Annotated in this window: 17 protein-coding genes and 1 pseudogene; 13 read left to right on the forward strand and 5 right to left on the reverse strand. The window is 58.2% G+C overall.

Annotated features, from left to right (window positions below):
- Window positions 1-37: 37 nt before the first annotated feature.
- Window positions 38-1,477 (forward strand): glycosyltransferase, encoded by a 1,440-nt coding sequence (locus RFM98_RS20775; protein WP_320310617.1) that lies wholly within the window; start codon window positions 38-40, stop codon window positions 1,475-1,477.
- A gap of 405 nt (window positions 1,478-1,882) precedes the next feature.
- Window positions 1,883-2,152, forward strand: coding sequence for a hypothetical protein (locus RFM98_RS20780; RefSeq protein ID WP_320278511.1), 270 nt, complete (start codon window positions 1,883-1,885; stop codon window positions 2,150-2,152).
- Between the two features lie 190 nt (window positions 2,153-2,342).
- Here RFM98_RS20780 and RFM98_RS20785 read toward each other — a convergent pair whose 3' ends face one another.
- Window positions 2,343-2,636, reverse strand: coding sequence for a hypothetical protein (locus RFM98_RS20785; RefSeq protein ID WP_320310618.1), 294 nt, complete (start codon window positions 2,634-2,636; stop codon window positions 2,343-2,345).
- A gap of 121 nt (window positions 2,637-2,757) precedes the next feature.
- On the opposite strand from RFM98_RS20785, the gene RFM98_RS20790 reads away from it, so the two are divergent.
- The 6 genes from RFM98_RS20790 to RFM98_RS20815 all read left to right on the forward strand — a co-directional run bounded on the left by RFM98_RS20790 (window position 2,758) and on the right by RFM98_RS20815 (window position 12,983).
- Window positions 2,758-3,087 (forward strand): hypothetical protein, encoded by a 330-nt coding sequence (locus tag RFM98_RS20790; protein ID WP_320310619.1) that lies wholly within the window; start codon window positions 2,758-2,760, stop codon window positions 3,085-3,087.
- Window positions 3,088-3,393: 306 nt separating this feature from the next.
- Window positions 3,394-4,569 (forward strand): Fic family protein, encoded by a 1,176-nt coding sequence (locus RFM98_RS20795; protein WP_320310620.1) that lies wholly within the window; start codon window positions 3,394-3,396, stop codon window positions 4,567-4,569.
- Window positions 4,570-4,628: 59 nt separating this feature from the next.
- Window positions 4,629-4,922, forward strand: coding sequence for a hypothetical protein (locus RFM98_RS20800; RefSeq protein ID WP_320310621.1), 294 nt, complete (start codon window positions 4,629-4,631; stop codon window positions 4,920-4,922).
- 231 nt (window positions 4,923-5,153) lie between these two features.
- Window positions 5,154-8,474, forward strand: coding sequence for an NERD domain-containing protein (locus tag RFM98_RS20805; RefSeq protein WP_320310622.1), 3,321 nt, complete (start codon window positions 5,154-5,156; stop codon window positions 8,472-8,474).
- 239 nt (window positions 8,475-8,713) lie between these two features.
- Window positions 8,714-9,496 (forward strand): HamA C-terminal domain-containing protein, encoded by a 783-nt coding sequence (locus RFM98_RS20810; RefSeq protein WP_320310623.1) that lies wholly within the window; start codon window positions 8,714-8,716, stop codon window positions 9,494-9,496.
- Window positions 9,483-12,983 carry a DEAD/DEAH box helicase gene (locus RFM98_RS20815; protein WP_320310624.1) on the forward strand — a complete coding sequence of 1,167 codons (3,501 nt, stop codon included), beginning with the start codon at window positions 9,483-9,485 and terminating at the stop codon, window positions 12,981-12,983. The genes RFM98_RS20810 and RFM98_RS20815 overlap by 14 nt, the downstream gene beginning before the upstream one ends.
- 87 nt (window positions 12,984-13,070) lie before the next feature.
- Here RFM98_RS20815 and RFM98_RS20820 read toward each other — a convergent pair whose 3' ends face one another.
- Window positions 13,071-14,366, reverse strand: a complete 1,296-nt coding sequence (locus tag RFM98_RS20820) for a DUF5623 domain-containing protein (protein WP_320310625.1) — start codon at window positions 14,364-14,366, stop codon at window positions 13,071-13,073.
- Between the two features lie 351 nt (window positions 14,367-14,717).
- Here RFM98_RS20820 and RFM98_RS20825 point away from each other — a divergent pair, with 351 nt between their 5' ends.
- The 3 genes from RFM98_RS20825 to RFM98_RS20835 all read left to right on the forward strand — a co-directional run bounded on the left by RFM98_RS20825 (window position 14,718) and on the right by RFM98_RS20835 (window position 16,413).
- Window positions 14,718-15,323 carry a site-specific integrase gene (locus tag RFM98_RS20825; protein ID WP_320310626.1) on the forward strand — a complete coding sequence of 202 codons (606 nt, stop codon included), beginning with the start codon at window positions 14,718-14,720 and terminating at the stop codon, window positions 15,321-15,323.
- 4 nt (window positions 15,324-15,327) lie between these two features.
- Window positions 15,328-15,852 carry a site-specific integrase gene (locus RFM98_RS20830; RefSeq protein WP_320310627.1) on the forward strand — a complete coding sequence of 175 codons (525 nt, stop codon included), beginning with the start codon at window positions 15,328-15,330 and terminating at the stop codon, window positions 15,850-15,852.
- A 165-nt stretch (window positions 15,853-16,017) separates the two neighbouring features.
- A complete protein-coding gene (locus tag RFM98_RS20835) occupies window positions 16,018-16,413 on the forward strand; it encodes a hypothetical protein (protein ID WP_320310628.1) in 396 nt (131 codons plus the stop codon).
- Window positions 16,414-16,440: 27 nt separating this feature from the next.
- Here the strand turns inward: RFM98_RS20835 and RFM98_RS20840 are convergent, their stop codons facing one another.
- Together RFM98_RS20840 and RFM98_RS20845 are read right to left on the reverse strand one after the other, a co-directional pair.
- Window positions 16,441-17,385: a hypothetical protein gene (locus RFM98_RS20840; protein ID WP_320310629.1), complete on the reverse strand. Its 945-nt coding sequence runs from the start codon at window positions 17,383-17,385 to the stop codon at window positions 16,441-16,443.
- Window positions 17,386-17,429: 44 nt separating this feature from the next.
- Window positions 17,430-18,188, reverse strand: coding sequence for a hypothetical protein (locus RFM98_RS20845; protein WP_320310630.1), 759 nt, complete (start codon window positions 18,186-18,188; stop codon window positions 17,430-17,432).
- Between the two features lie 141 nt (window positions 18,189-18,329).
- Between RFM98_RS20845 and RFM98_RS20850 the strand changes: the two genes are divergently transcribed.
- The gene (locus RFM98_RS20850) at window positions 18,330-18,548 is read left to right on the forward strand and encodes a hypothetical protein (protein WP_320310631.1); all 219 of its coding nucleotides are present in this window, start codon (window positions 18,330-18,332) and stop codon (window positions 18,546-18,548) included.
- A gap of 135 nt (window positions 18,549-18,683) precedes the next feature.
- A pseudogene (locus tag RFM98_RS20855) lies at window positions 18,684-19,206 on the forward strand (SOS response-associated peptidase).
- A gap of 219 nt (window positions 19,207-19,425) precedes the next feature.
- On the opposite strand, the gene RFM98_RS20860 reads toward RFM98_RS20855, so the two are convergent.
- Complete coding sequence (locus RFM98_RS20860) at window positions 19,426-20,190, reverse strand: Crp/Fnr family transcriptional regulator (RefSeq protein WP_320310632.1); 765 nt, start codon at window positions 20,188-20,190, stop codon at window positions 19,426-19,428.
- Between the last annotated feature and the right edge of the window lie 142 nt (window positions 20,191-20,332).

Consider the following 20,332-nt stretch of genomic DNA (forward strand, 5'->3'; position numbering starts at 1 on the left):
TGAACCTGCTCCACAGACTTAAGGGAGGGGCCCACGAATGAAAGTATCAACGAAACCCCGCACCTTACTTTTTGATGAGGTGCTGGTAGAAGGCTCGGTACTTGCCCATTACGTGGCGGAGCGAAACCATTATGACGAACTCCTCGATGAACTATTTCGTTCGTCCGGAGAGGCTCGTAACATGATCGGCGGCCGTTGTATTTGGCACATAAATTCCACCGCATTCGGCGGCGGGGTGGCCGAAATGCTTCCACACCACATTTGCCTGCTTCGGGAGCTTGGTTTTGATGTGCGTTGGCTCATCTTTAAACCGAAGGAAGAACAATTTTTTCAATTCACCAAAGCGCTTCATAATTCTCTTCACGACGTCAAGGTGGCAGGCTTGAATGATCTGCTCCCGCATTATCTTGAGGCATCGGAGAAAGGCGCTGCGGAGCTGGATAGGATCATCAGGCCTGATGACTTTGTGGTAATTCATGATCCGCAGCCTCTTGTTGCAGCTGCGAAGTTCCTTGAATCTTACCCGCACCCGGCTATCTGGCGATGCCACATCGGATATCCGAAGCGCACCCCGACAGTCGACGAAATCTGGGGACTCTTGGGCGAACACCTCCATCAATTCCAACGCATTGTCCTAAGCGCCAAGGAATATGCCTTTGATACTGATGTGCCCATAGATATCATCCCGCCATCGATCAGCCCATTTTCAAGCAAGAACCGTAATTATGAAGGGCCAGCGGGCCAGACGCTAGACCATTCGGTTTCGTTCAACGGCCAAGAATTCGAGCCCACACCCTCCCTTCAGGACATTCTCGGCTCACGGTATTTCCTTCATGTATCCAGATGGGATGGACTGAAAGGTATTGACCGGACTATCGCCGCTTACGATCGCTTTGTGAAATCGGCGCACGCGGAAGCCTACGATACACGCCTGGTGATCGCGGGACCGGATCCTTTGGATGTTGCCGACGATCCTGAAGGACGGGAGTATTTCGAGAAATGCGTCCTATTATGCACTCAATTACCGAAGGAAGTGCGGCGACGCGTGTATCTGGTCTGTATCTCGATGAAGGACCACGACGCAAATGCGGAAATCGTCGGCCGGCTGCAACAGAACGCCCATGGAGTATTTGCCCTATCTCGCGAAGAGGGCTTCGGCCTTACAGCAACAGAGGCTCTGTTCCGAGGCAAACCCGTCGTAGTGTCGTCCGCCTTTGGTCTGAAGAGGCAGGTCGTAAATGGGCTTAATGGCGTTGTGCTCGACGAGCCGGACATCGAGGACAAAGCTGCAGAAATGATGCATCACCTTGCGGTCGGTTACAGCGATTTCGAGGAGATGGCCAGAACCGCACGCGAACACTGCCTGCGCTCGAGCACGCAAATCTCGCAAATCCCAAAGTGGTATCACTCGATGCAATCAGCTCTCTCCAGTTTTGAGGTGCGTTATCGGGATTCGTTCAATCCAAGAGCCATCTGAGCCAGGCGCCGGACGTCTCCGCACCGGAGGACGCGTAAGGTGTGAACCGGCTGCGAAAAATTGGACGCCGATCGGGTCAGTTCTGTAAACGATGACGTAATTGCTGCCGTCGCTCCGCCTGAACCAAAGGCCGAAGCGGATGCCCGTCAGCAACCAGTTCCCAATCCTTTCGCCGGAACTGTGACCCAATCGATCGACTGAACTGCAGCCGTATTCCTTCGACCACAAGGGCAACCTTGAAACGACCATGATCTACGACCTTGGCCTGGTCGATCCCTTGCGACCGGTCACTGAAAGGCGGGGTGCCCTGCTCGGCATATAGGGCTTGACGTCATTTGAGGACCGTGAGGCAATCGACCGGCGGCGAGTTCTAGCCGCGACAATCCATCAATGAAAGCTTGATTCATGGAAGCCCTGCAAGCGCTGGTATTGACGAACGCGCAGTTGCGCGAACTGTTGACCGAAGCCGCCAAACAAGGCGCAGCCCTCGCCGTCAGGGAGCTCCGCGCCGACCTGCACCAGACCCCAGAGGACGCGTCGCTGCAAAAGCTCCGTGCCTACCTGGCCGACCCGGCATCGCTTGCCAACCCGCAAGGCCATTGGGCGCACAGCGGCATCATCCGCCAGATCCACCGACGGCACGCGGCAAGCCGAAATCCACGGCGTGGTTCATGAAGTTCCAGCGGGAAACCGGACTGTCCGGATGCCCTACCCGCCAAAGTCCTGCCTACGGCAAACGGCGGGAATGGTCATTTGCTGCCATCGGGCTGGCATGGAATGCATACTACCGCCAACGGTAGCAGGCGATCCGCCTAGGCATTCATGTCGGCCCACTTACGGTGTGGAGGAACTGGCATGGGGGGTGTTAAAGTTCCTGTTCGTTGGCGGTGTGCCAAGCGTATTCGCGCGGCTCACGCCCTCGCCGCCGGTCCAACACGCCTAGAAGATCAGGTACCACGCAATAGGCTTCCTGCAGCACGTGTTCAAAATAGACCTCCTCGGGTTCTCCCTTTCCGGTCGTGGGGGCATTGAGCCGGATCATCATCTGTGGGACACCGCCAAAACGCCCCTTTCCGTACCTGCCCAGCCCAGTCCATAACCCATCGGCTTTGAAATCGCCTGATCCGACGATGACACCAGTGCTTGACAAGTTCGGCATGCTTGTTCGCCTTCGCTAGGTCTCGGATGAGCCGAAATGCGTCGCAACCATCTGCAATCCGCTGGCGGAAGTAGCTGTCATTTCGCTGATCGGATGACACTGCTGTCGTGAAGACGACGCCTTGACCGTTTGTTTCATCGAAGTCTGTGATGTCGATACCTTTTTCGACGACTTTGCCATTCGAGTTCTGGCTTCGTCTAACGTAGCGCCCCCCGAGGAAGTCGAATGGGTCGATGTTGTTCTGTGTCGCTTCCGCATAGATATGCGCTACCAGAGAATCAACGACAGCAACGGCAAGAAAGGCGCACCGCCTGCTACCGAAATCGGCGTCAAATTCCTTCAGGGTCGGCTCGACGATTTCGTCATGAAAGTCTCTTGCATTCATCCTGCGGCCTGCATCTTCGTGCCTGCCACTGCTGCCCGGGGACCGGGTCCACCTCGTGGAATCTGATAGCTGGTGAACAGACCCGGCTCTGGTCATCCTGCGAACGAGCTTGTTGTATACCAGCCGATCTCTTTTTTTGCCGGTTACTAAACCGTGATCATGGCTGTCGATTGTCGAACGTTAGCCCCGCACGAAACGACCTTTATCGATATCTCCCGGAGGGGGAGCGCCGCACTAGGCCAAGGTGGATACGACGGAGCCGCATAGATCTGCTTCCCAAATCGGCAAAAATATCGGCAATGTTCGATCTATCCGTTTGCCTTATCTCTATGTTCCGACTTACGATTCGACCGGCAAAAGGATCGGCAAAAAATGGCATCTACAGCACTTATGGAACCGCTGCTTCCTGAGGATCATAAGCATGTTCTCGAGGAACTGGCCACCGAATTGGTGGACAGGGCAAGCCGCCTCGGTGGTCGTATCCATCCCGTCCTACGGGACAGCCTCGGCGATCTGGTCCGGGCAATGAACTGCTACTACTCGAACCTCATCGAAGGCCACGATACCCACCCAATCGACATCGACCGCGCTCTCAAGGGTGATTATGCGAACGATGCCAAATGCCGCAACCTGCAAATTGAAGCTCAGGCCCATATCGACGTGCAGCGCCTCATCGACGAAGGTGCCGGACCAGCACCCATTGTCTCCATCGAATTCCTGCTTTGGGTTCACCGGGAGTTCTGCAGCAGACTTCCCGATGAACTCCTGCGGGTAACAAACCCCGCCACTGGCGCAAAACTGCCGGTCGTTCCGGGAGAACTGCGGAATAATCACGTCCAAGTCGGTCTCCACATACCGCCCGACCCTGACGATATCGAGAACTTCCTGAAGCGCTTTGTTGAAGCGTATCAATCCAAGCATCTGACACGGCTGCGCAGGATCATCGGCTGCGCTGCAGCACACCACCGGCTGGTATGGATACACCCCTTCCTTGATGGCAACGGCCGTGTCGCCAGGTTGTTTTCCTACGCTTGGCTGTGCGAACTCAACATCGGCTCCAGTCTCTGGTCAGTTGCCCGGGGGCTCGCCCGCCAGGTCGACGAATACAAAGCCAGACTGCAGGCCGCCGACGAACCGCGTCGTGGCGATCTGGACGGCCGCGGGTCGCTTACCCTCAGCGGGCTTGAGGAATTCTGCGCGTTCTTCCTGCGCACCTGCATTGATCAGGTGACGTTTATGGAAGGCCTGTTCGAACCTGCCGAACTCCTCGGCAGAATCGAGGTCTGGGTCAACGAGGAGATTCGGGCTGGCCGTCTCTTAAAAGGCAGTTGGCCGTTGCTGCGCGAGGCCGTGATGGCAGGCGAGTACCCCCGCGGACAGGCTGCTGCCCTCACCGGCTATCAAGACCGCCAAGCGCGGACGGTCCTTTCCAAGTTGCTCGCTGCCAGCGTGCTGGTGGCGGATACTGAAAAGGGACCCGTGCGCCTGGGGTTGCCCATCACCGTCGTAGAGCGCTGGTTCCCACGGCTGTACCCAGGCATTGGCTGAACAATATCGTTACCGCGAGATGGTACTGTTACTGCCGCAGACAGTAAGGGGCGACGGAAGTGGCGATAGAAGAACGCAAATATCCGGGCGAGTTGGCATCCCCGCACCAGATTCACGAACTGGCAGAAGAGTACCGCAAAGCGGCAAACCTACTGCTTCAGCAATGCCGACCCGGCAAGCCCCTTACCCGAGCGCCGTTCAGGTTGTCGGCGATCCATGCGATCGAACTTTATCTGACCGCGCTCTTGCTCCACCGTGGTCACAGTCCCAATCAGATCCGCAAACTGCAGCACGATCTGTCGGCGCGGACGGAACAGGCCATGGAAATAGGGCTGATCGGTCTGCGCGTCTAACTAGATTCTTAAGTTTCTCATCTACCACTGTTATCGAACCTACGACCTGCGGTTTTGGAGACCGAATAGCCTTCTCACATCGTACTGTTTATAAAGCAATATTTGGCATTTGTCGGACTGATGTGCAAGGACTTGTGTAACGATAAGAGGCCTTTTCCGCACGAATTATGGCCACCGCGAGCAGCATAGATCTCTGCTGAGGGACGCCCCTATCTAGTGCATAATGCAGCAATGACCTCTCTCGAAATCTTCATTGGCACCCCTATAGAACACCCATCGGAACGGGCTACCTTAGAGCGCGCTGTCGCGACCCTGTCGGCATATGGCATCCCAGCAGTTGTCCTGGCCAATGTGAATTTCGGCGGCAGGCAAATTGATCTCGTTATTGGCCTCGACCGGCGCGCTCTCGTTATTGAATCCAAGGGGTTTAGCTCAGCTGTCCGAGGCGGGGAAAACGGCACGTGGCATGTGCAACTGGCATCCGGCCAGTGGAAAGAAATTCCCAACCTCTACGCGCAAACCCTTGGCGAGAAAAATGCGCTCCGCGACGCCATGGCTGCCTTTGCGGGGGCATCTGTCCCCTACCCCGACGCCGCTTTGGTCTTCGTCCCCGCCATCCCGCCTGGTTCGGCCATACCAAGCGGTGATTTTAAAGTTTCGGTTGGCGGCCTTGGTATGCTGCCAGCGCTGATTGCGTCTGCAGCGACCCGCGGCTGGTCGCTGGATCAGTGGCGTGCCTTTGCGGCCCATCACCGATTGATTGCGGTCCCTTCACTCGATGCAGCCTTAAGTTCGGAAGTGCTCCACGCGGAACGGCTGCTCTTGGCATATGGGGACGCATTCACGCGTACCTACGGCCCGACCGCGTCTGAGATGGTCCCGATGCGATGCATCCGTGATGGCGAAACGCTCTCGTCGGAAGCGGTTGTCGAACGGGTTGTCATGGACGGCAACGTTCTGCTGGCAGGCGATTCCGGCTGCGGCAAAAGCCTTCTCTCGTACAAGGCCGCTCTCTTCGCGCTCGGCCAAGGCTGTGTACCGATCGTCATTCCGGCGAAGGATTTCGAAGGGAGCTTGCGAGATGTGGCAAACCGTGAGGCGACGCTGCTCGATGCACAATCAGCGGCTGCCTTGATCTCTGCTGCCCGGGTCTGGGATCGGCCCCTGGTGCTTGTGGTCGATGGCTACAACGAGTGCGCCCCGTCTGAGCGGCAGCGCCTGACGCGAAGCGTTGCAGCGGCCGTTCGGCGCTTTGACGCCATCGCGGTCGTGTCGAGCAGGATTGCTCTTGAGCGCGGCGATCTCCTGGCTGCTGTCAGCTACACGGTGCAAGCGCCCGATGTTGAAACCAAACAAGCTATTGCCCGTAACGCCGCGGGTGGCGCACGACTGGAAGCGTTTTCCGAGCTTTTTGAGATGGTGGGAAGCGGCCTCGAAGCCAGAATGGTTGGGCAGCTGGGGCAGAGCCTTCCGGCCGGAACCACCAGATATGGCCTCTTCGACGCTTATGTGCGCAAGCGGCTAGGTCCGGCTGCCTCGGACGGTATCCGCGCCCTTTCCCGCATTGCGGGGGCGATGACGGACCGAGTAAGCTTCAGCCTATCCGTACGGGAGCTTGACCGCTTGTCGGATCGTGAAGGTGTTGCAGGCTCTCTATTGCAGACGCTTCAGGCAGCGAACCTTCTGGAGAGGCGCGGCGACCGGGTCAGCTTCAGCCATGAAATGTTCATGAACGTGTTTGCCGCCGAAGCGATTTTACGGCGCGCAGGCGATAATCCGGATGCGGTGGCGTTGGCATTGCGGCACCCGCGGTATCTCGAGATGAAGCCATTCGTGCTGGGCGCCATCGACGATGACCGCTTTCGTAGACGGGTGCTATCCGACGTTTCCGATGCATGGGTCGTGAGCGCATGCCTCGCCGGGCAATTCGGCAGGGACGCTGAGCGTTGGGCAAACACGCGCTGCGATGAGGTGCTCGCGCGGATCGGACAAGAAATCGAGACGGTACGGTTTGACGTGTCGAAAGAATTTGCCTGGAGTGTTCAGGCAAGGCCAGAGACATTGCAGGAATGGACGGCGCAGGACCGGGCGGTGCTTACCGCCATCGCGCACGAACTTGTAACCGGACGACGCCTTGATCAGGTGCTGGACCTGATTGCAAAAATGGATGCGCGGCTGGCCGAAGAACACGGCAGGCTGCTTGATGAGGCCAGGAAACACAAGCTGAGCCTGCGAAGTGGCCTCTACGCAATGAGTTACACTGGGTTTGCAGGGCGCGAGATTGGCCTTGCGTATATTTGCGGCCCTGTGCATAGCGGGCATCTCTATCACGGACCGAAAGTCGCAGCTGAGGCAAATCTCTTCGAGCGGTTGCGTTCGGAAAAGTTAAGCCCTGGCCAGGTCGGTTTGCTCATCGAGCTGGACAAATATTCAGAACGAGACGCTCCCTCAGTCGGCATCCTTTTGCCGGCGATCTTGAACCGGCTCTGGGCGAAGGCAGCAGGCCATTTGCGGATGGCACTTATGCACGCAGCCGGCATGAGCGCGCATGCTCTCACCGATGACGAGCGTCAGGCCTTGATTGATGTCATCCACGATCTGCTACCCACGAACAACGGGTTCGATTCCACGGGCATGATTGATGCGCTCAAGTTCCTTGGCGCGCTGGACAACGACGAGGAGGAGTATGTCACCAGCGCCAAACGCGAAATTGAAGCCGTCCTGGCGAACCGCGATGATCCCCTGATGGCCGGTGCCGCAGCCAGCCTGTGGAGCGCGCAATTCGACCATCCCTATGATGGCGCGTATTGGGAGGCGTGGGGCGCTTTGCCAAGCGAGGACCGGAATGCCTTGTTGTTGTTGGCGGCCCAAGATGTCGACCGCAATTCCATGTTCTCGGCTCCATTACTTGCAGCAGTGGCATCGTGTGGCGACCCGGCTGCCGGTCCTGCAATCGCACCATGGACGGCCCTGCCGCCGAAAAAAGAAGTAATGATGCAGGACGCCGTTCGCACCTTCGAAATGGCACATGCGGCGCTTGCACGGTTGCATTACCCCTTGCCCGATCGCTCGGCGGAAGCTGCGTCGCCGGCGGATCAGGCGTTTTTGGCCTGTGGCGCGATTATCTACTGGCTAAACCGCGACGATCTTTCGAAAGCCGAGCGCATGCTTAATTGTGCTGCACCGCTTGCAGCATTGTCACGGCATGAACACGGGGTAGCCGCAGCCGCGATCGGGGAGTTCTCCAGTGCTGGGCAAATGTTTGAGGAAAGCCGGCGGCTTCCGGGGTCAGAGCCGGTGGTCACATCCTTCGCCGCGGATTTCCCCAATGAAATCGCCGCAATTTACCGTGCGGCGCTGGAACAGCCGGCACGTCAGGCGGGCTATTTTGAGTTCTTCCGGACCGACGATGTGATGCAGAAAGCGCTGGCGATCCTCGGGGAATTTGGCGACGCCAGCGATGTTCCACTGCTTCGAGCTTGGTCAATTCATCCCAGCTACGGGCACGTGGCGGTGCGGGCAATCAAGAGGATTGAAGAGAGCCCTCACTAGAGGCTGAGGCGTCCGGTCTATAAAGAAGCGCTATCGCCTGTTCACTTCGACAGCGGCTTTGTCCAAGATAATCAAGAATATGACGTTTGACATTCCTGACTATTATAGTGTCAAACGTTGATAGAGGCGCTTGAACATAAAGACGGCTTCAGGCAACCTTACATTTGATCGTCGGGGTAAAACTTACAGCCTGATAGCAGCAGTGTGTCACCGTCCGAAGGACGGTATTGAGGGGAAACGTGGGGCTATATGAAAAGTGGCTTGAAGCCACCAAGGAAAAGGACAAGCGCAAGCATTACTGGATCTATGTCGAGAAAGAAGGCGGCCGCGATGAGATTCGCGATGCCCTCGCCGAGACAATTCGCTCGCATTATGACCGCCTCGAACGCATCGCCGAGGATGTGACGCGGCTTGGATACAAGGTCGCCGCCGAGATCCTCAGCGAAGCGATGCCGCAGACGCTAAAGGGTCGCTCCGGCGATCTCGGCGAGATTCTCGCGACCGAGCTAGTCGAGGAAGAGATCGGCCTGCGCGTCCCAGTGCGCCGCCTCCGTTACAAGGATGGCCGCAATATGGCTATGCGCGGCGACGACTTCATCGGTGCGGGGTACGGTGAGCCCGAAGAGAAGCTCTGGCTCCTGAAAGGCGAAGCCAAGAGCAACCAGAAGCTCGGCAAGGGCACGGTCACGAGCGCCCGCAAGGTGATCAACCGCGACAATGGCCGCTGCACGCCTGACTCCCTGCTGTTCGTCGCCAATCGCTTGCTGGAAAGCAACGACCCGGACGACAATACGCTGGGCCGTAGTCTCCGTGACGAGGTGGGCCTGAAATCCCTTCGCGCCAATCGCATTGACCACATGCTCTTCACTGTGTCGGGTAACGGCCCCCACGCCTCGCTGAAGGAGGATCTCGACTCCACGGGGACCAACCGGGACCACTACGTTGTGAACATCCACGTGAAAGACCACCAGGACTTCATCGCGGAAATGTACCAAGAGGCTGAAGACCTTGGAGACGATTGACGAACTGACCGCTTTCCTGACGACCGCGACCGTCGACGGCATCCTCGGGCGCCTGCTTTATCGTGGTGCGGCCTGGTCTCTCATGCGCGAAGAAGGCGTTCTGCCGCCGAATGCGCCACCCCTCGGCGCGACGATCGAAACGGATCTTGCCGAACACGGCTTCGCGCTGCTTCGGGGCGCGATGGCCCTCCGCGCTCAGGCTGGTGCGTCGGATCTAACTAGCAAAGCCTTCGAGCGCGCTGCCAACGCCTTCGAGGCCCTGGTGCGCAATGGCGACCCGGAGTCGCCCGACCGCGGTTTCCGTCGCACCATCGCCGCCGCGGCCTACCACCTGGCTGGATTCTCTGCCGTCGCCTATTCACTCTTCAACGAAACGGCGGACGACCTGAACGCTTCGCCGGGCGAAACGGCGGTCCGACACCTGATCCTGCGCGATCTAAGCCAGTTGCGCGGCTTCGTTCGCGAGTGGTTGGACGACGAAGCGCACAGCGACGAGCAGTTTGCCGAAGCGCTAACAGACGAAGACCCCGACATCGACGAGGTGCTGTCGACCATCCTCAACACAACGATTTGCCGGGCTCTGGCGCACTTTGACTTCGCGCTTGAGACGGGCGAGCCCGAGCCAATCGAAAGCGCGCGCGAGTTGCTAGGCACAGCGGTCAGCCTGGCGGATAACGCGGAGAATGTTCCGCTGTGGTGGATCTCGAGCCTATGCCGTCATCTTATCGATGACCTGTGGCAGCACTCGCTGCACCAGAACCTTCCGATTGAGCCACCCGAGGGGACGGAGGAGAAATACCCGGATCTGCGTCGGCTGTTCATCTCGTCACTCTACGCCCGCAAGACGTCCGAGGTGGAGTTGTGGCCATCGCAGCGCGAAGCGGCCCAGCGTTCCACTGACGTCACCGACGACCTTGTCGTTGCCCTGCCGACCAGCGCCGGCAAGACGCGGGTGGCCGAGATCGCCGCGCTGATGACCTTGTCGTCGGCGCGCCGGGTGCTGATCGTCACGCCATTGCGCGCTTTGTCCGCCCAGACGGAGCGCTCTTTCAGAAAAACCTTTGCGCCGCTCGGATTCAGTGTCTCCTCGCTTTACGGCGCCAGCGGTCTTTCGGTTGGGGATGAAGACGCACTGCGTAGCCGAGAGATCATCATCGCCACGCCGGAAAAACTTGACTTCGCGCTGAGAAGCGACCCATCCCTGATCGACGATATCGGCCTGATCGTCCTGGACGAAGGCCACATGATCGGCCCGAGCGAGCGTGAAATCCGCTATGAGACGCTGGTTCAACGCCTGCTCCGGCGAGCCGATGCAGCGGACCGCCGGATCGTTTGTCTCTCCGCCATCCTACCGAGCGGCGATGAACTTGACGACCTTACGGCTTGGATTCGCTCCGATGAACCAGGTGAGCCGGTGCGCTCCGACTGGCGTCCTACTCGCCAGCGCTTCGGCGCGCTCTATTGGCGGGGCAAGGACGCTTTGCTCCGACTCGACCTTGACGACAATGGTCCCTTCCTTGACAGATTCGTCGTAGAGAAGCCTGCGCGTGGAAAGGAAAAGAAGCCCTATCCGCGGAAAAACTCACATCTCACGCTGTTCGCAGCTTGGGAATTCGCAAGTCAGGGCAAGCGGACCTTGATTTTTTCGACGCAGGCGAATTGGGTCGAGGGCTACGGCAAACAGGTCGTGGACCTCTGCAAACGCGGCTACCTGGACTCCCTTCTGGAGGACGAAGCGTCGATCGCGCGCGCTCTGGAGGTCGGCAGGGAGTGGTTGGGCGAAGACCATCCCGCTGTCGCCTGCTTGAAGCAAGGTGTCGCCATTCACCATGGCCGACTGCCGAGCCCATTCTTGCGCGAGTTGGAAGCCCTTCTATCCGATGGTGTCTTGAAGGTCATCGTCGCATCGCCGACGCTCTCGCAGGGCCTCAATCTCAATGCCGCCGTGCTCTTGGTACCCGCACTGTATCGTGCCTCCGAGAAGATCAAAGGCGAGGAGTTCGCAAATGTTGCGGGCCGCGCAGGGCGCGCCTTCGTCGATGTCGAGGGGCTGATTGTCCACGTCATGTTCGATAAGATTGACTGGCGGAAGAAAGAATGGGGGATGCTGGTCGCTTCCGCCAAGGCTCGCACGCTGAAGAGCGGCCTCATCCAAATCGTCGCTGAGATTCTTGAGCGCCTGTCGCGCGAGGGAGTCCTGGATCGCGACAATGCGTGGGAATACCTCGCTAATGCCCGCGAAGCCTGGATGTCACCCGAGGAAGAAGCCGCGGTCGCAGCGCGGCTGGCCGCCGGAGTGAACTACGACGCCGATCATGACGACGAACAAGGCGGCGATGACGAGGAAGAAACTATCGACGAAGAGCCGCTCTCGCAAATCGTCGAACGCCTCGATGCAACCGTGTTCGGTCTGATCGAAGCACTCGATGCCAATCGCGCCGACCTACCGAAGCTCTTGGACGAAGCGCTCAAGGGATCGCTCTGGGCTCGCCAGATCGCCCGGGAAGACGAGGACGTCGCCCCGCTGCACAAGAAAATTTTCGAGGCGCGAGCCGATCTCATTTGGAAGACCACCACGGCTCAGGCGCGGCGCGGTCATTTCGCCATGGGCGTCGGGCTTGAGGCCGGGCTGGCGATCGACGCCATGGCCGACGATCTGGCTACACTCCTAGATCGGGCCGACAAGGCGGCGCTGAGCGGCGACATCGACGACCTTGTCGATGCGCTCGGTGGTCTCGGCGAACGCCTGCTGTTCATGCGGCCCTTCATCCCTGACAAGGCCAACGCACTGCCGGCAAACTGGAAAGCCATCCTGTGCAGTTGGGTGTCCGGCGAGGACGTTGCGAAGATCGGACCGCAGAACATGCGGGCCGTCGAAGAGGCCTTCACCTATCGGCTGGTCTGGGCGTTGGAGGCCGTCCGGACCCGGCGCATGTCTCTCGGCTGGTCACCGGAGACGGTGGCGGGCGGTGGCGCAGCAGCAGTCGAAACCGGTGTCCCGCAATTCATGATGTCGATGCTGATCCGCGCGGGTCTTCCTTCCCGACGTGCTGCCATGGCGGCAATCGAGGATGCCAAGCCTGTCTTCGTTACGCCCGCCGAGATGCGGGCTTGGTTAGAATCTGACGAGATCACTGCCTATACGGACGCTGGCGACTGGCCCACTCCCGACACTGCCGCGCTCTGGGCGCGCTTCCGCACTGAAGCCCTTAGCGGCGGCATCCAAAAGTGGTCGGTGGAACATTATAAGCGGCTGCTCGACCTGACAGATGCGCCGCCCGCTGGCCTCTATCGGATCGTCACCGACGAGGGTGACGGGCGGACTTGGCTGTCGACAGCCGACTATCAGCTGGTCGCTGCGTTCAAGAAGTCGGCCGTTGATCCCAAGCCCAGCCTCTTCGCCGGTCGGTTGGCCGGTAACACCAGGCTGGTGGAGGCCTTGCGCATCGGCCGTGGGAAACTGAGCTGGCCGCCGGTCAACGCATAGGGGTGGACGGTACAGGATTCGACCCTGTGCCCTCTACCGACAGTGTGCAATTGCACACTGTCGCCTAAGCTTCGATTCCCGCCGGGTTCATTTGTTAATCAAGGATATCGACATCTCAATGCGATGGAGCTGCCGGCGAAGCGGCGCGCAGTCCGAATATGCCTTCTGGAGCTGCGCCTTTAACTCGCCGAGCATCCAGATGACCCCTTCTCGCGATTTCGCCTTTTCAAGGTGGTCTTTGTTTGCGACCGTGTCGCCATAGTACACTTGGAAAAACTCGGGACCGTCGAGCTCTCCTCGACGCCTTTCAAGCTCCATCCAGTCCTCCAAAGTCGAGCGCAACGGACTTAAGCGACTCCAGACCCCGCTTGGCCGATGACGCCATGTCAGCACCGCTTTTATGATGCTTCCTGCATCGATATGGCCGGCAACACCAAGCTCACCGACTGGCCGACGCCGGGTCGAGCCGAGTTGGTAGGAGTAGGGCACGGAGGTGGCGCTTGCATTCGGATAGACCATACCGCGACACCGAGCTCGGCGCACATCTTGGGCCGTTTTGGCTAACGGGCTCACGAACGTATCCCACGACGGCGAAGATTCCCCGGACCAACTCTCGGCGATCAAAGGCGGCGGCATAGAGTCAATTTTCGCAGCAAGGGCGTCCAAATCATAGCCAGATCTGGCATCCGTCGCGATGTATAGGTCGCACTCGTGGGGACGGTACATACCCGGCCAGGCAGTTTTCACGATCCTCCAGCCCGTACGGGCAGCCCAGGCCGCGCGCTTGATCTCATCAGGTGCTCCACCGTAAGGCTCGTCAATCAGTATGAATTGACCGTTTGCCGCATCGATCCAAGCAGTCGAATGATCCCGGCTTGGCAGGCTGTCATGGGCCAGCGCTCTGGGGTGGGCTTCGCGAGAACTCCTCGGAGGACGCAGTGTGGTATGCTCCATGAAGCGGATCGAACGCTCCGCGGTGCACAAGCGCTCACGAGCATGCTCCTGCGAGGGAGCCAGATCGTCGCAGATAAAATGGTCATCAGCCACCATCCGGAGATTACCGAAGCCTCGGACTTTCTTAAGGGCATATCTGCCACAGATTTCCAGGATGGGCCGCGAAAGTTCGACTTTCAGCGTCTCCCGTCCGCAGGTATATTTCTGCTCCTTATCGGACCAATAAATGCTTAGCAGAACATAAGGAGGCGCAACTTCCTCCGCTTTTTTGGGAAGTAGTCGTTTGGCATTCCGAAAATTTGAGAAATTTGCTGCTTGAGCCGCAAGATCAAGCGCAATGGCGTCCTTAATGCCACGCTCCTTACGCAGTTCTGCTGCAAGACTTTTGACACCATCAAGCGTCGTAGGACGCACGTCACCAATCAACATGGTCATTCTCCCGGCTTGATCCGTAAGCGTCACTCGCCAACCGCCTTTCAAGCCCGAATGAGTGTTGAAAGGTTTTCAGGGAATATAGGCAGTGCTGCCAGCAGCTTCGGAACGGCGAGTGCCATGCTCATGCCAAGAGCGAATCAACCATAAGCGAAGAGGTGATCGTATTCAACCGTGAGGCGGAAAAGTCCCAGGACTTAAGCATATATCGGGAGGCCACACCCTCCTCGACCCGCCGTCCGTCTTAGTGCCACCGCAACCGCCTCGTTACAGGAATGTTACATTGTGCGACTGTGGAATAGTCCGGCACCTATAACTCATTGAAATCTATGGTGCTGTTGAGAAGGATTGAACCTCCGACCTCGTCATTACCAATTGAACGGGAAGCGCTGCCGCAAGGTTCTCGGCTCAACCGTTGTTCTCAGCGTTGCGTCGGCACGCCTGGCGGCAATTCAGCGCGAACAGGAACTCAGCAGCGGCAAGGACCCAGACCTTAACCGCGTCGATCCGCGCCGGAAGCACTTCCAGACGATCGCCGAGGTCATCGACCGCTATTGGGAGAGCCACGTTGCTGGTCTTTCAGAGGGATACAAACGCACTTTCGCATCCTTCATGGGAAAGTGGCTAAGACCGGCCAACACGGTCAACAAGCGTGGTCGCAACCGGCGAAGGGAACATACGGATTTCGGGACCATGTTTGCCGACAGGTCACTGGTGTCTATCCGGCCGTCGGATATTGAGCGGTTCCAAGCGCAGTTCGCTTCGCCGTATGTGTTTAACGGTGCCTTGGGGCACGTCACGGCGCTATTCAACTGGGCCATTCGCATGCAGCTCGTCGACATGCGCAACCCCTGCAGTCCCATCCGAGCAAGAAAGGTGGTGCCCCAGCGCCGGGACTATTCCACCGAGCAGATTAGGCAGATCGCGGCCCCATATCTTTTATCCGGCGGTTGAAGTGTTGCCGGAAGTCGACCACCTCGAGGGCCTTGCCAAGCGCGACTTGGCGCTGCGCAAGGCGTGGTTGGTAACCGCCAACGACCACATGCAGGAATTCTGCAATTTCATGGGGATTTTGTTCCTGACCATGGCCCGGCCAAGCGATCTGGCCAAGGCGGAGTTCGACCATTTCGATTTGGACAAGCTGGTCTGGCATAAGCACAACACCAAGGGGATTAAGCTGTCGAGGTCACTTTACGAGTACGCCTACCGTTCGGTGCCGATCCACCCCCGGGGTGCTATGATGGTGCAGGCCCAACGCCAACGCTGGCCTGAAAGCAAGCTGCTGTTCCCGTCGCACACTGACCAAAGCCAGCCCCGCGACAACTTCCGCAAGGGGCTGGACCGGTTCAAGGCCCTCCCCGGCGTGCCGAGCGTACTTCCAGCTCTACGACCTCAAGCGGATCGCGATCTCGCTCATGCTCACCGGCCAAGGGGTGTCGCACGAAGCGATCTCCCATTACGTCGACCACAAGGGCAACCTTGAAACGACTATGATCTACGACCTTGGCCTGGTTGACCCCTTGCGCCCGGTCACGGAACGGCTCGGTGCCCTCCTCGGCATCTAGTGCTTGACGTCATTTGTCGGCTCTGGCGCAATGAACCGGCGCCGATCTCGCCGAGCCAAATCCCATCAAAGAAAGCTAGGTTTATGGAAGCCCTTCAGGCGGTCGTGCTGTCGAGCGCCCAACTGCGCGATATGTTGATGGAAGCCGCAAAGCTAGGAGCGGCGCTTGCCGTCCAGGAGTTCCGCGCCGACCTTCGCCAGTCGCCAGAAGACGCCAGGTTACAGAAGCTTCGCGGCTATCTTGCCGACCCCGCTTCCCTTTCCAATCAGCATGAGCATTGGGCGGACAGCGGGGTCATTCGCCGGATTCAAACCACAGCCCAAGGCAAGCCAAAGTCCACGTCGTGGTTCATGAAATTCCAAAGGGAAACCGGACTGTCCGGATGCCCTACCCGCCAAAGTCCCGCCTACGGTCGCCGAAGGGAATGGTCATTCGCCGACATCAAGCTGGCTTGGGATGCCTACTACCGCAGACGGTAGCAGGCGATACCGGGAGACAGGCCAACATCACAAGACAGGCGCCGAGAAGCCGACACGACGAGTTGTGATTTTTTCCCTGCTGCCGAGCACCTCAATCAGCGCACAATTTGGCGAATTGACGAACACGCTTTCGAAGACAGGTCGGAACTTGTCGTGGGTAAACGCCATCGAGGGCAATGAAATATCCGCCAGCGTACCTGCGAGATAGTCAGGAATGCGGATGAACTCGTTGTAATTGTTCTTTCCATCCCATCCTGGGAGCCCAAATAAGAATTCTGGTTGGGGCGGAACCTGCGCTTCCAGTTCTCGAAGAAGCTGAAAGTAAATGAAGGCTAGATCGAACGTGACCTTGTCATACTTATCGAACATGGCATCGCGATCGCTGATCCACCGGATATGACCAGGTGCCTTCTTCGCATTCAAATGCTTGAACAGCATCGCCGCAAACGCAGCGCACAAGTGAATTTGCCGCGCTAGGCAGGAGTTACGGTTTCGCCGCTTCATGTCCAGCTCAAAGGCGACGAGCCGCTTGTCGACTGCCTGACAGTAGGGAGCTCTGTCTGGGGTCGTCTTAGCGATGACAGCGAGCAATTCGCGCAGCTCGGGGAGCGACCCTATTATGTTCTCGTCCGTTATGTAATCGCGCAGCAGCTTGGATTGCCGCTCGACAATATAGCTAACGCTGAAAACAACCGGCGATTTGAGATAGGAAATCAGGCCTTCCGAGGCGGATCGCGATCCTTTCATATCGCTTGGCGCGACGGCCGCTATGTACTCCGATATATTCGCCTGTGTGTCATGGTTCAGCACGATCGCAAAGGCGAACGCGTCATTGGCTTTCCTAGGGTCGCCAATGCAATAGTCTGAAAAGACATTCCATGCCACGCCAGCGGGATAGGGTGCAAACCATCGCTCCAATTGTTCCGCGACGGTACGATAACTCCTATCGAGCAAGCCGAGAAATTCAAACAAACTCTCGGCCTCCAAAGCCTTTAACCAGATACACGTTCACAATGCTAAGTCCGTGAGTCAGAATTAACATGGGAATATTTCCGCAACCCTGTTTTATATATCTTTTTATAACTCTCGAATAGAGTTGGAAGATTATATGTTTCCCCAATCTCCGGCAATATAATCAATAGAGAGCGCATTGCAGCAAGAAGTGAAAAGGCCAGGATAGATGCAGATTCTTCAAGCTCCTCTCGGGTTACCTTGGGCTCGAACGTCAATCTGACGTCCCCGTTTTTGCCCTTAACGACGTGGCGGTGCAGGGATGTCCAGCTCACGTGCAAAGCATCGGCCGAAATCTCGCGGTAGATATGATTGAGCCGTGGCATCGGCGAGTCAATTTCTGACACTTGCAAGCGCTGCTTGGGGCCCTGCATCCGCTTGATAAACCCATTGAGGACACTGGCGGATTCTTTCGCGAGTCGACCTTCATTGGCAGCCAGGTGCCGTTTAGCACGAGACCGCCTGCTGTGCTCGTCATCCTCTTTCAGTCGAGCCAGATAGTTGGGGTCGGTTTCGGCAGCGTAAAGGTGCAGGGCACAATCGATGACCGACCGGCACGCATTCCGGAACGCCAGTTCACGTTTGGCGTCGACAAGGACCAGGGCGGTTTCCAACTCCGAATAAAGTCGCGCAAAAAGGGCCAAAGCTGTAGATTTCAATTCAGCTTTATCGGCATCGCCCAAATCGATTTGGCGCAGTGCCAAGGCGTCAACGCTTTTTTGGAAATCCTCGAACCAGCGGCGCCAGGTCGGACGGATCGACAAAGGACTCCCCCCTCGATTCAGACTGAACCCTTGTAGGCAAACTTCAGTCGCATCGAATTGACTCGTAGCTGACTTTTTTTGGGGGTATCGTCCCGAAGTCGTCCTTAGCGAACAGAGGTAGGCGGATGCTTGGAAGCGGTCATGCTGCTTTCGCCCCGTCTGGAGAGGCAGGCATGTCGGTGTGCGGTGGCGGAACCTGCCCAATTGGCAATTCTCGCCAAAGCCCTGAACGACTATTGCGCGAAGCATCGAATTAGTGACGAGCACGAGCGAGAGCAGATTGCGCTCATGATTATGGGCCTTTTCGGGAGGGGAATTGACCCGGACCGCATAACCGCAGAACTTGAAAAGGTAGGCTAGCGCTGGCCTGCTGGACGGTCCGGCCTGCAAATCCTGTGTCACCTTGATAAGCTGGCCGGGCCGGACAAGTTCCTGTCCGGAGGCGTTCATGTGCACGATTACGAGCAGCATATCGCTTGGGCCGAATACTGTCGGATGATGGAGTCGCTTGCGCTTAGGATCCCGAGCCACCAAACCGAGCTCGATCTACCCCAAGCCGACGATGTCCGCATCAATGATCCTGCACCGATAATGCGCATCACAGATGATGCGATCGAGCTGACTTCAATGACATTCGGGTTCCCGCCGGCGGGCCCGAAAGGCGGGCCAGTGTTCAATTTCCGCTCCGAAGGCCTGCAATTCGCAAACAGCAAACGCTGTCTCGTGCCGGCGTCGGCCTTCTTCGAGTTCACCGGGACGAAATATCCGAAGGCCAAAGCATCGGTTCGCGCTTAACGGCTCGCCCTTGATGGCGATCGCCGGATTGTGGCGGGGAGCTACCGGCAACAAGCCACCCACGTTCACGATGCTGACGACCGAGCCCGGACCGGACGTCGCGCCCATCCACAATCGCCAGATCGTGGTCCTTCAGCCGGAGAATTGGGCGGCTTGGCTCAATCTGACCAAGCCGGAGGCCGAGCTTTTGCGGCCGCTAGCAGCCGGCTCGCTTTCGGCCTAGACTGTGCGCCGCCCTGCACCATCTTAGGTCGTGTACCCCGTAACCCGAATGACCGAGAAAATGGTGGAAACCGGGTACAGCCGAAGGCGCTAGCGCTTGTAGTCCCCGGTAGTCCTATAGATGCTATGCTACCTTTTTCGAAGGCTTGCGGCGACGCATCGCGCTCGAACGCGATCGTGCCTTGTCCCCGGGCCAGGCAAGCGAGGCAGGAGCGGCCGCTCAGGTCTGGTAAATGGGGCGGTTGCGCCCCGGCCGCCGCCCACCACAACGCTGTTCCAGCCGGCCCATGTTGTCTACCGTGACACGGCGGTTATTCTCGATCCGGATCACGCCGTCCATTCTCAGTCTGGTCAACTGACGGCTCACCGTCTCGTTCGTAATTCCAAGGAAATCAGAGATGTCGGCACGCGTCAGCGGCAGATCGAAGCACGCCGACCTGGCTGCCGGACCAACACTGGAGCCGATGTTGCGGGCGATCATGAGAAGAAAGCTCGCCACCTTCTCAGGCGCGGTCTTGCAGCCCAGAGTCACCATCCATTCGCGTGCTTCGTCGAGTTCGTTCAGCGTCTGCCTGAGCAGGCGATGCTCGAGCTCCGGTGATTGCTTCATCATCTGTTCGATTGCCGCTTTCGGAAACGAGCACAGCGAGACTGTCGTTGCCGCTTCGGCATGGATCGCGCTTTTCGCCTTGAACGGCTGTCCCAGAAAATCCGGCGCGAACTGGAGACCGACGATTTGCTGGCGGCCGTCCGAGAGGCTCTTCGTCAGCTTCACCACGCCCGAAAGCAGGTTCGAATAGCTGTTGAGGGCCTCGGCATCGCCAATCAGTTCGACGCCCGGTTCGACCTTGTGCCGCGACGAAGTCTTGGCGAGCTTGGCCAAACGATCTGGATCGAGCGCGCTGCAGAGGCCGCGGCGCCGTGCCTGGCAAGACAGGCAATAGACGGGGATGCCGGAACTGTGAATGTCGTGCCGTACTGTCATTGATCGCTCTCCCGATCTGATCGCCCTCCCGGCCCAAGCGCCGGCACGATAACAATCGACGGTAGAAAAATCCTTGCGGCAGTTTGTCGTGCTGGAGCCTGACCGAAATCAGGGCTCTGGCTCATCTGCGAGTCCACAGTCC

The organism is Mesorhizobium australafricanum (genome assembly GCF_033977265.1).
GTDB classification, from domain to species: domain Bacteria; phylum Pseudomonadota; class Alphaproteobacteria; order Rhizobiales; family Rhizobiaceae; genus Mesorhizobium; species Mesorhizobium australafricanum.

What these genes read in the sequence shown, in the direction of transcription:
- RFM98_RS20775 (WP_320310617.1), top strand. Translation starts at nt 38, where the DNA reads ATGAAAGTATCAACGAAACCCCGCACCTTACTTTTTGATGAGGTGCTG.
- RFM98_RS20780 (WP_320278511.1), top strand. Translation starts at nt 1,883, where the DNA reads ATGGAAGCCCTGCAAGCGCTGGTATTGACGAACGCGCAGTTGCGCGAA.
- RFM98_RS20785 (WP_320310618.1), bottom strand. Translation starts at nt 2,636, where the DNA reads ATGCCGAACTTGTCAAGCACTGGTGTCATCGTCGGATCAGGCGATTTC.
- RFM98_RS20795 (WP_320310620.1), top strand. Translation starts at nt 3,394, where the DNA reads ATGGCATCTACAGCACTTATGGAACCGCTGCTTCCTGAGGATCATAAG.
- RFM98_RS20805 (WP_320310622.1), top strand. Translation starts at nt 5,154, where the DNA reads ATGACCTCTCTCGAAATCTTCATTGGCACCCCTATAGAACACCCATCG.
- RFM98_RS20820 (WP_320310625.1), bottom strand. Translation starts at nt 14,366, where the DNA reads ATGTTGATTGGTGACGTGCGTCCTACGACGCTTGATGGTGTCAAAAGT.
- RFM98_RS20835 (WP_320310628.1), top strand. Translation starts at nt 16,018, where the DNA reads ATGGAAGCCCTTCAGGCGGTCGTGCTGTCGAGCGCCCAACTGCGCGAT.
- RFM98_RS20850 (WP_320310631.1), top strand. Translation starts at nt 18,330, where the DNA reads ATGCTGCTTTCGCCCCGTCTGGAGAGGCAGGCATGTCGGTGTGCGGTG.
- RFM98_RS20860 (WP_320310632.1), bottom strand. Translation starts at nt 20,190, where the DNA reads ATGACAGTACGGCACGACATTCACAGTTCCGGCATCCCCGTCTATTGC.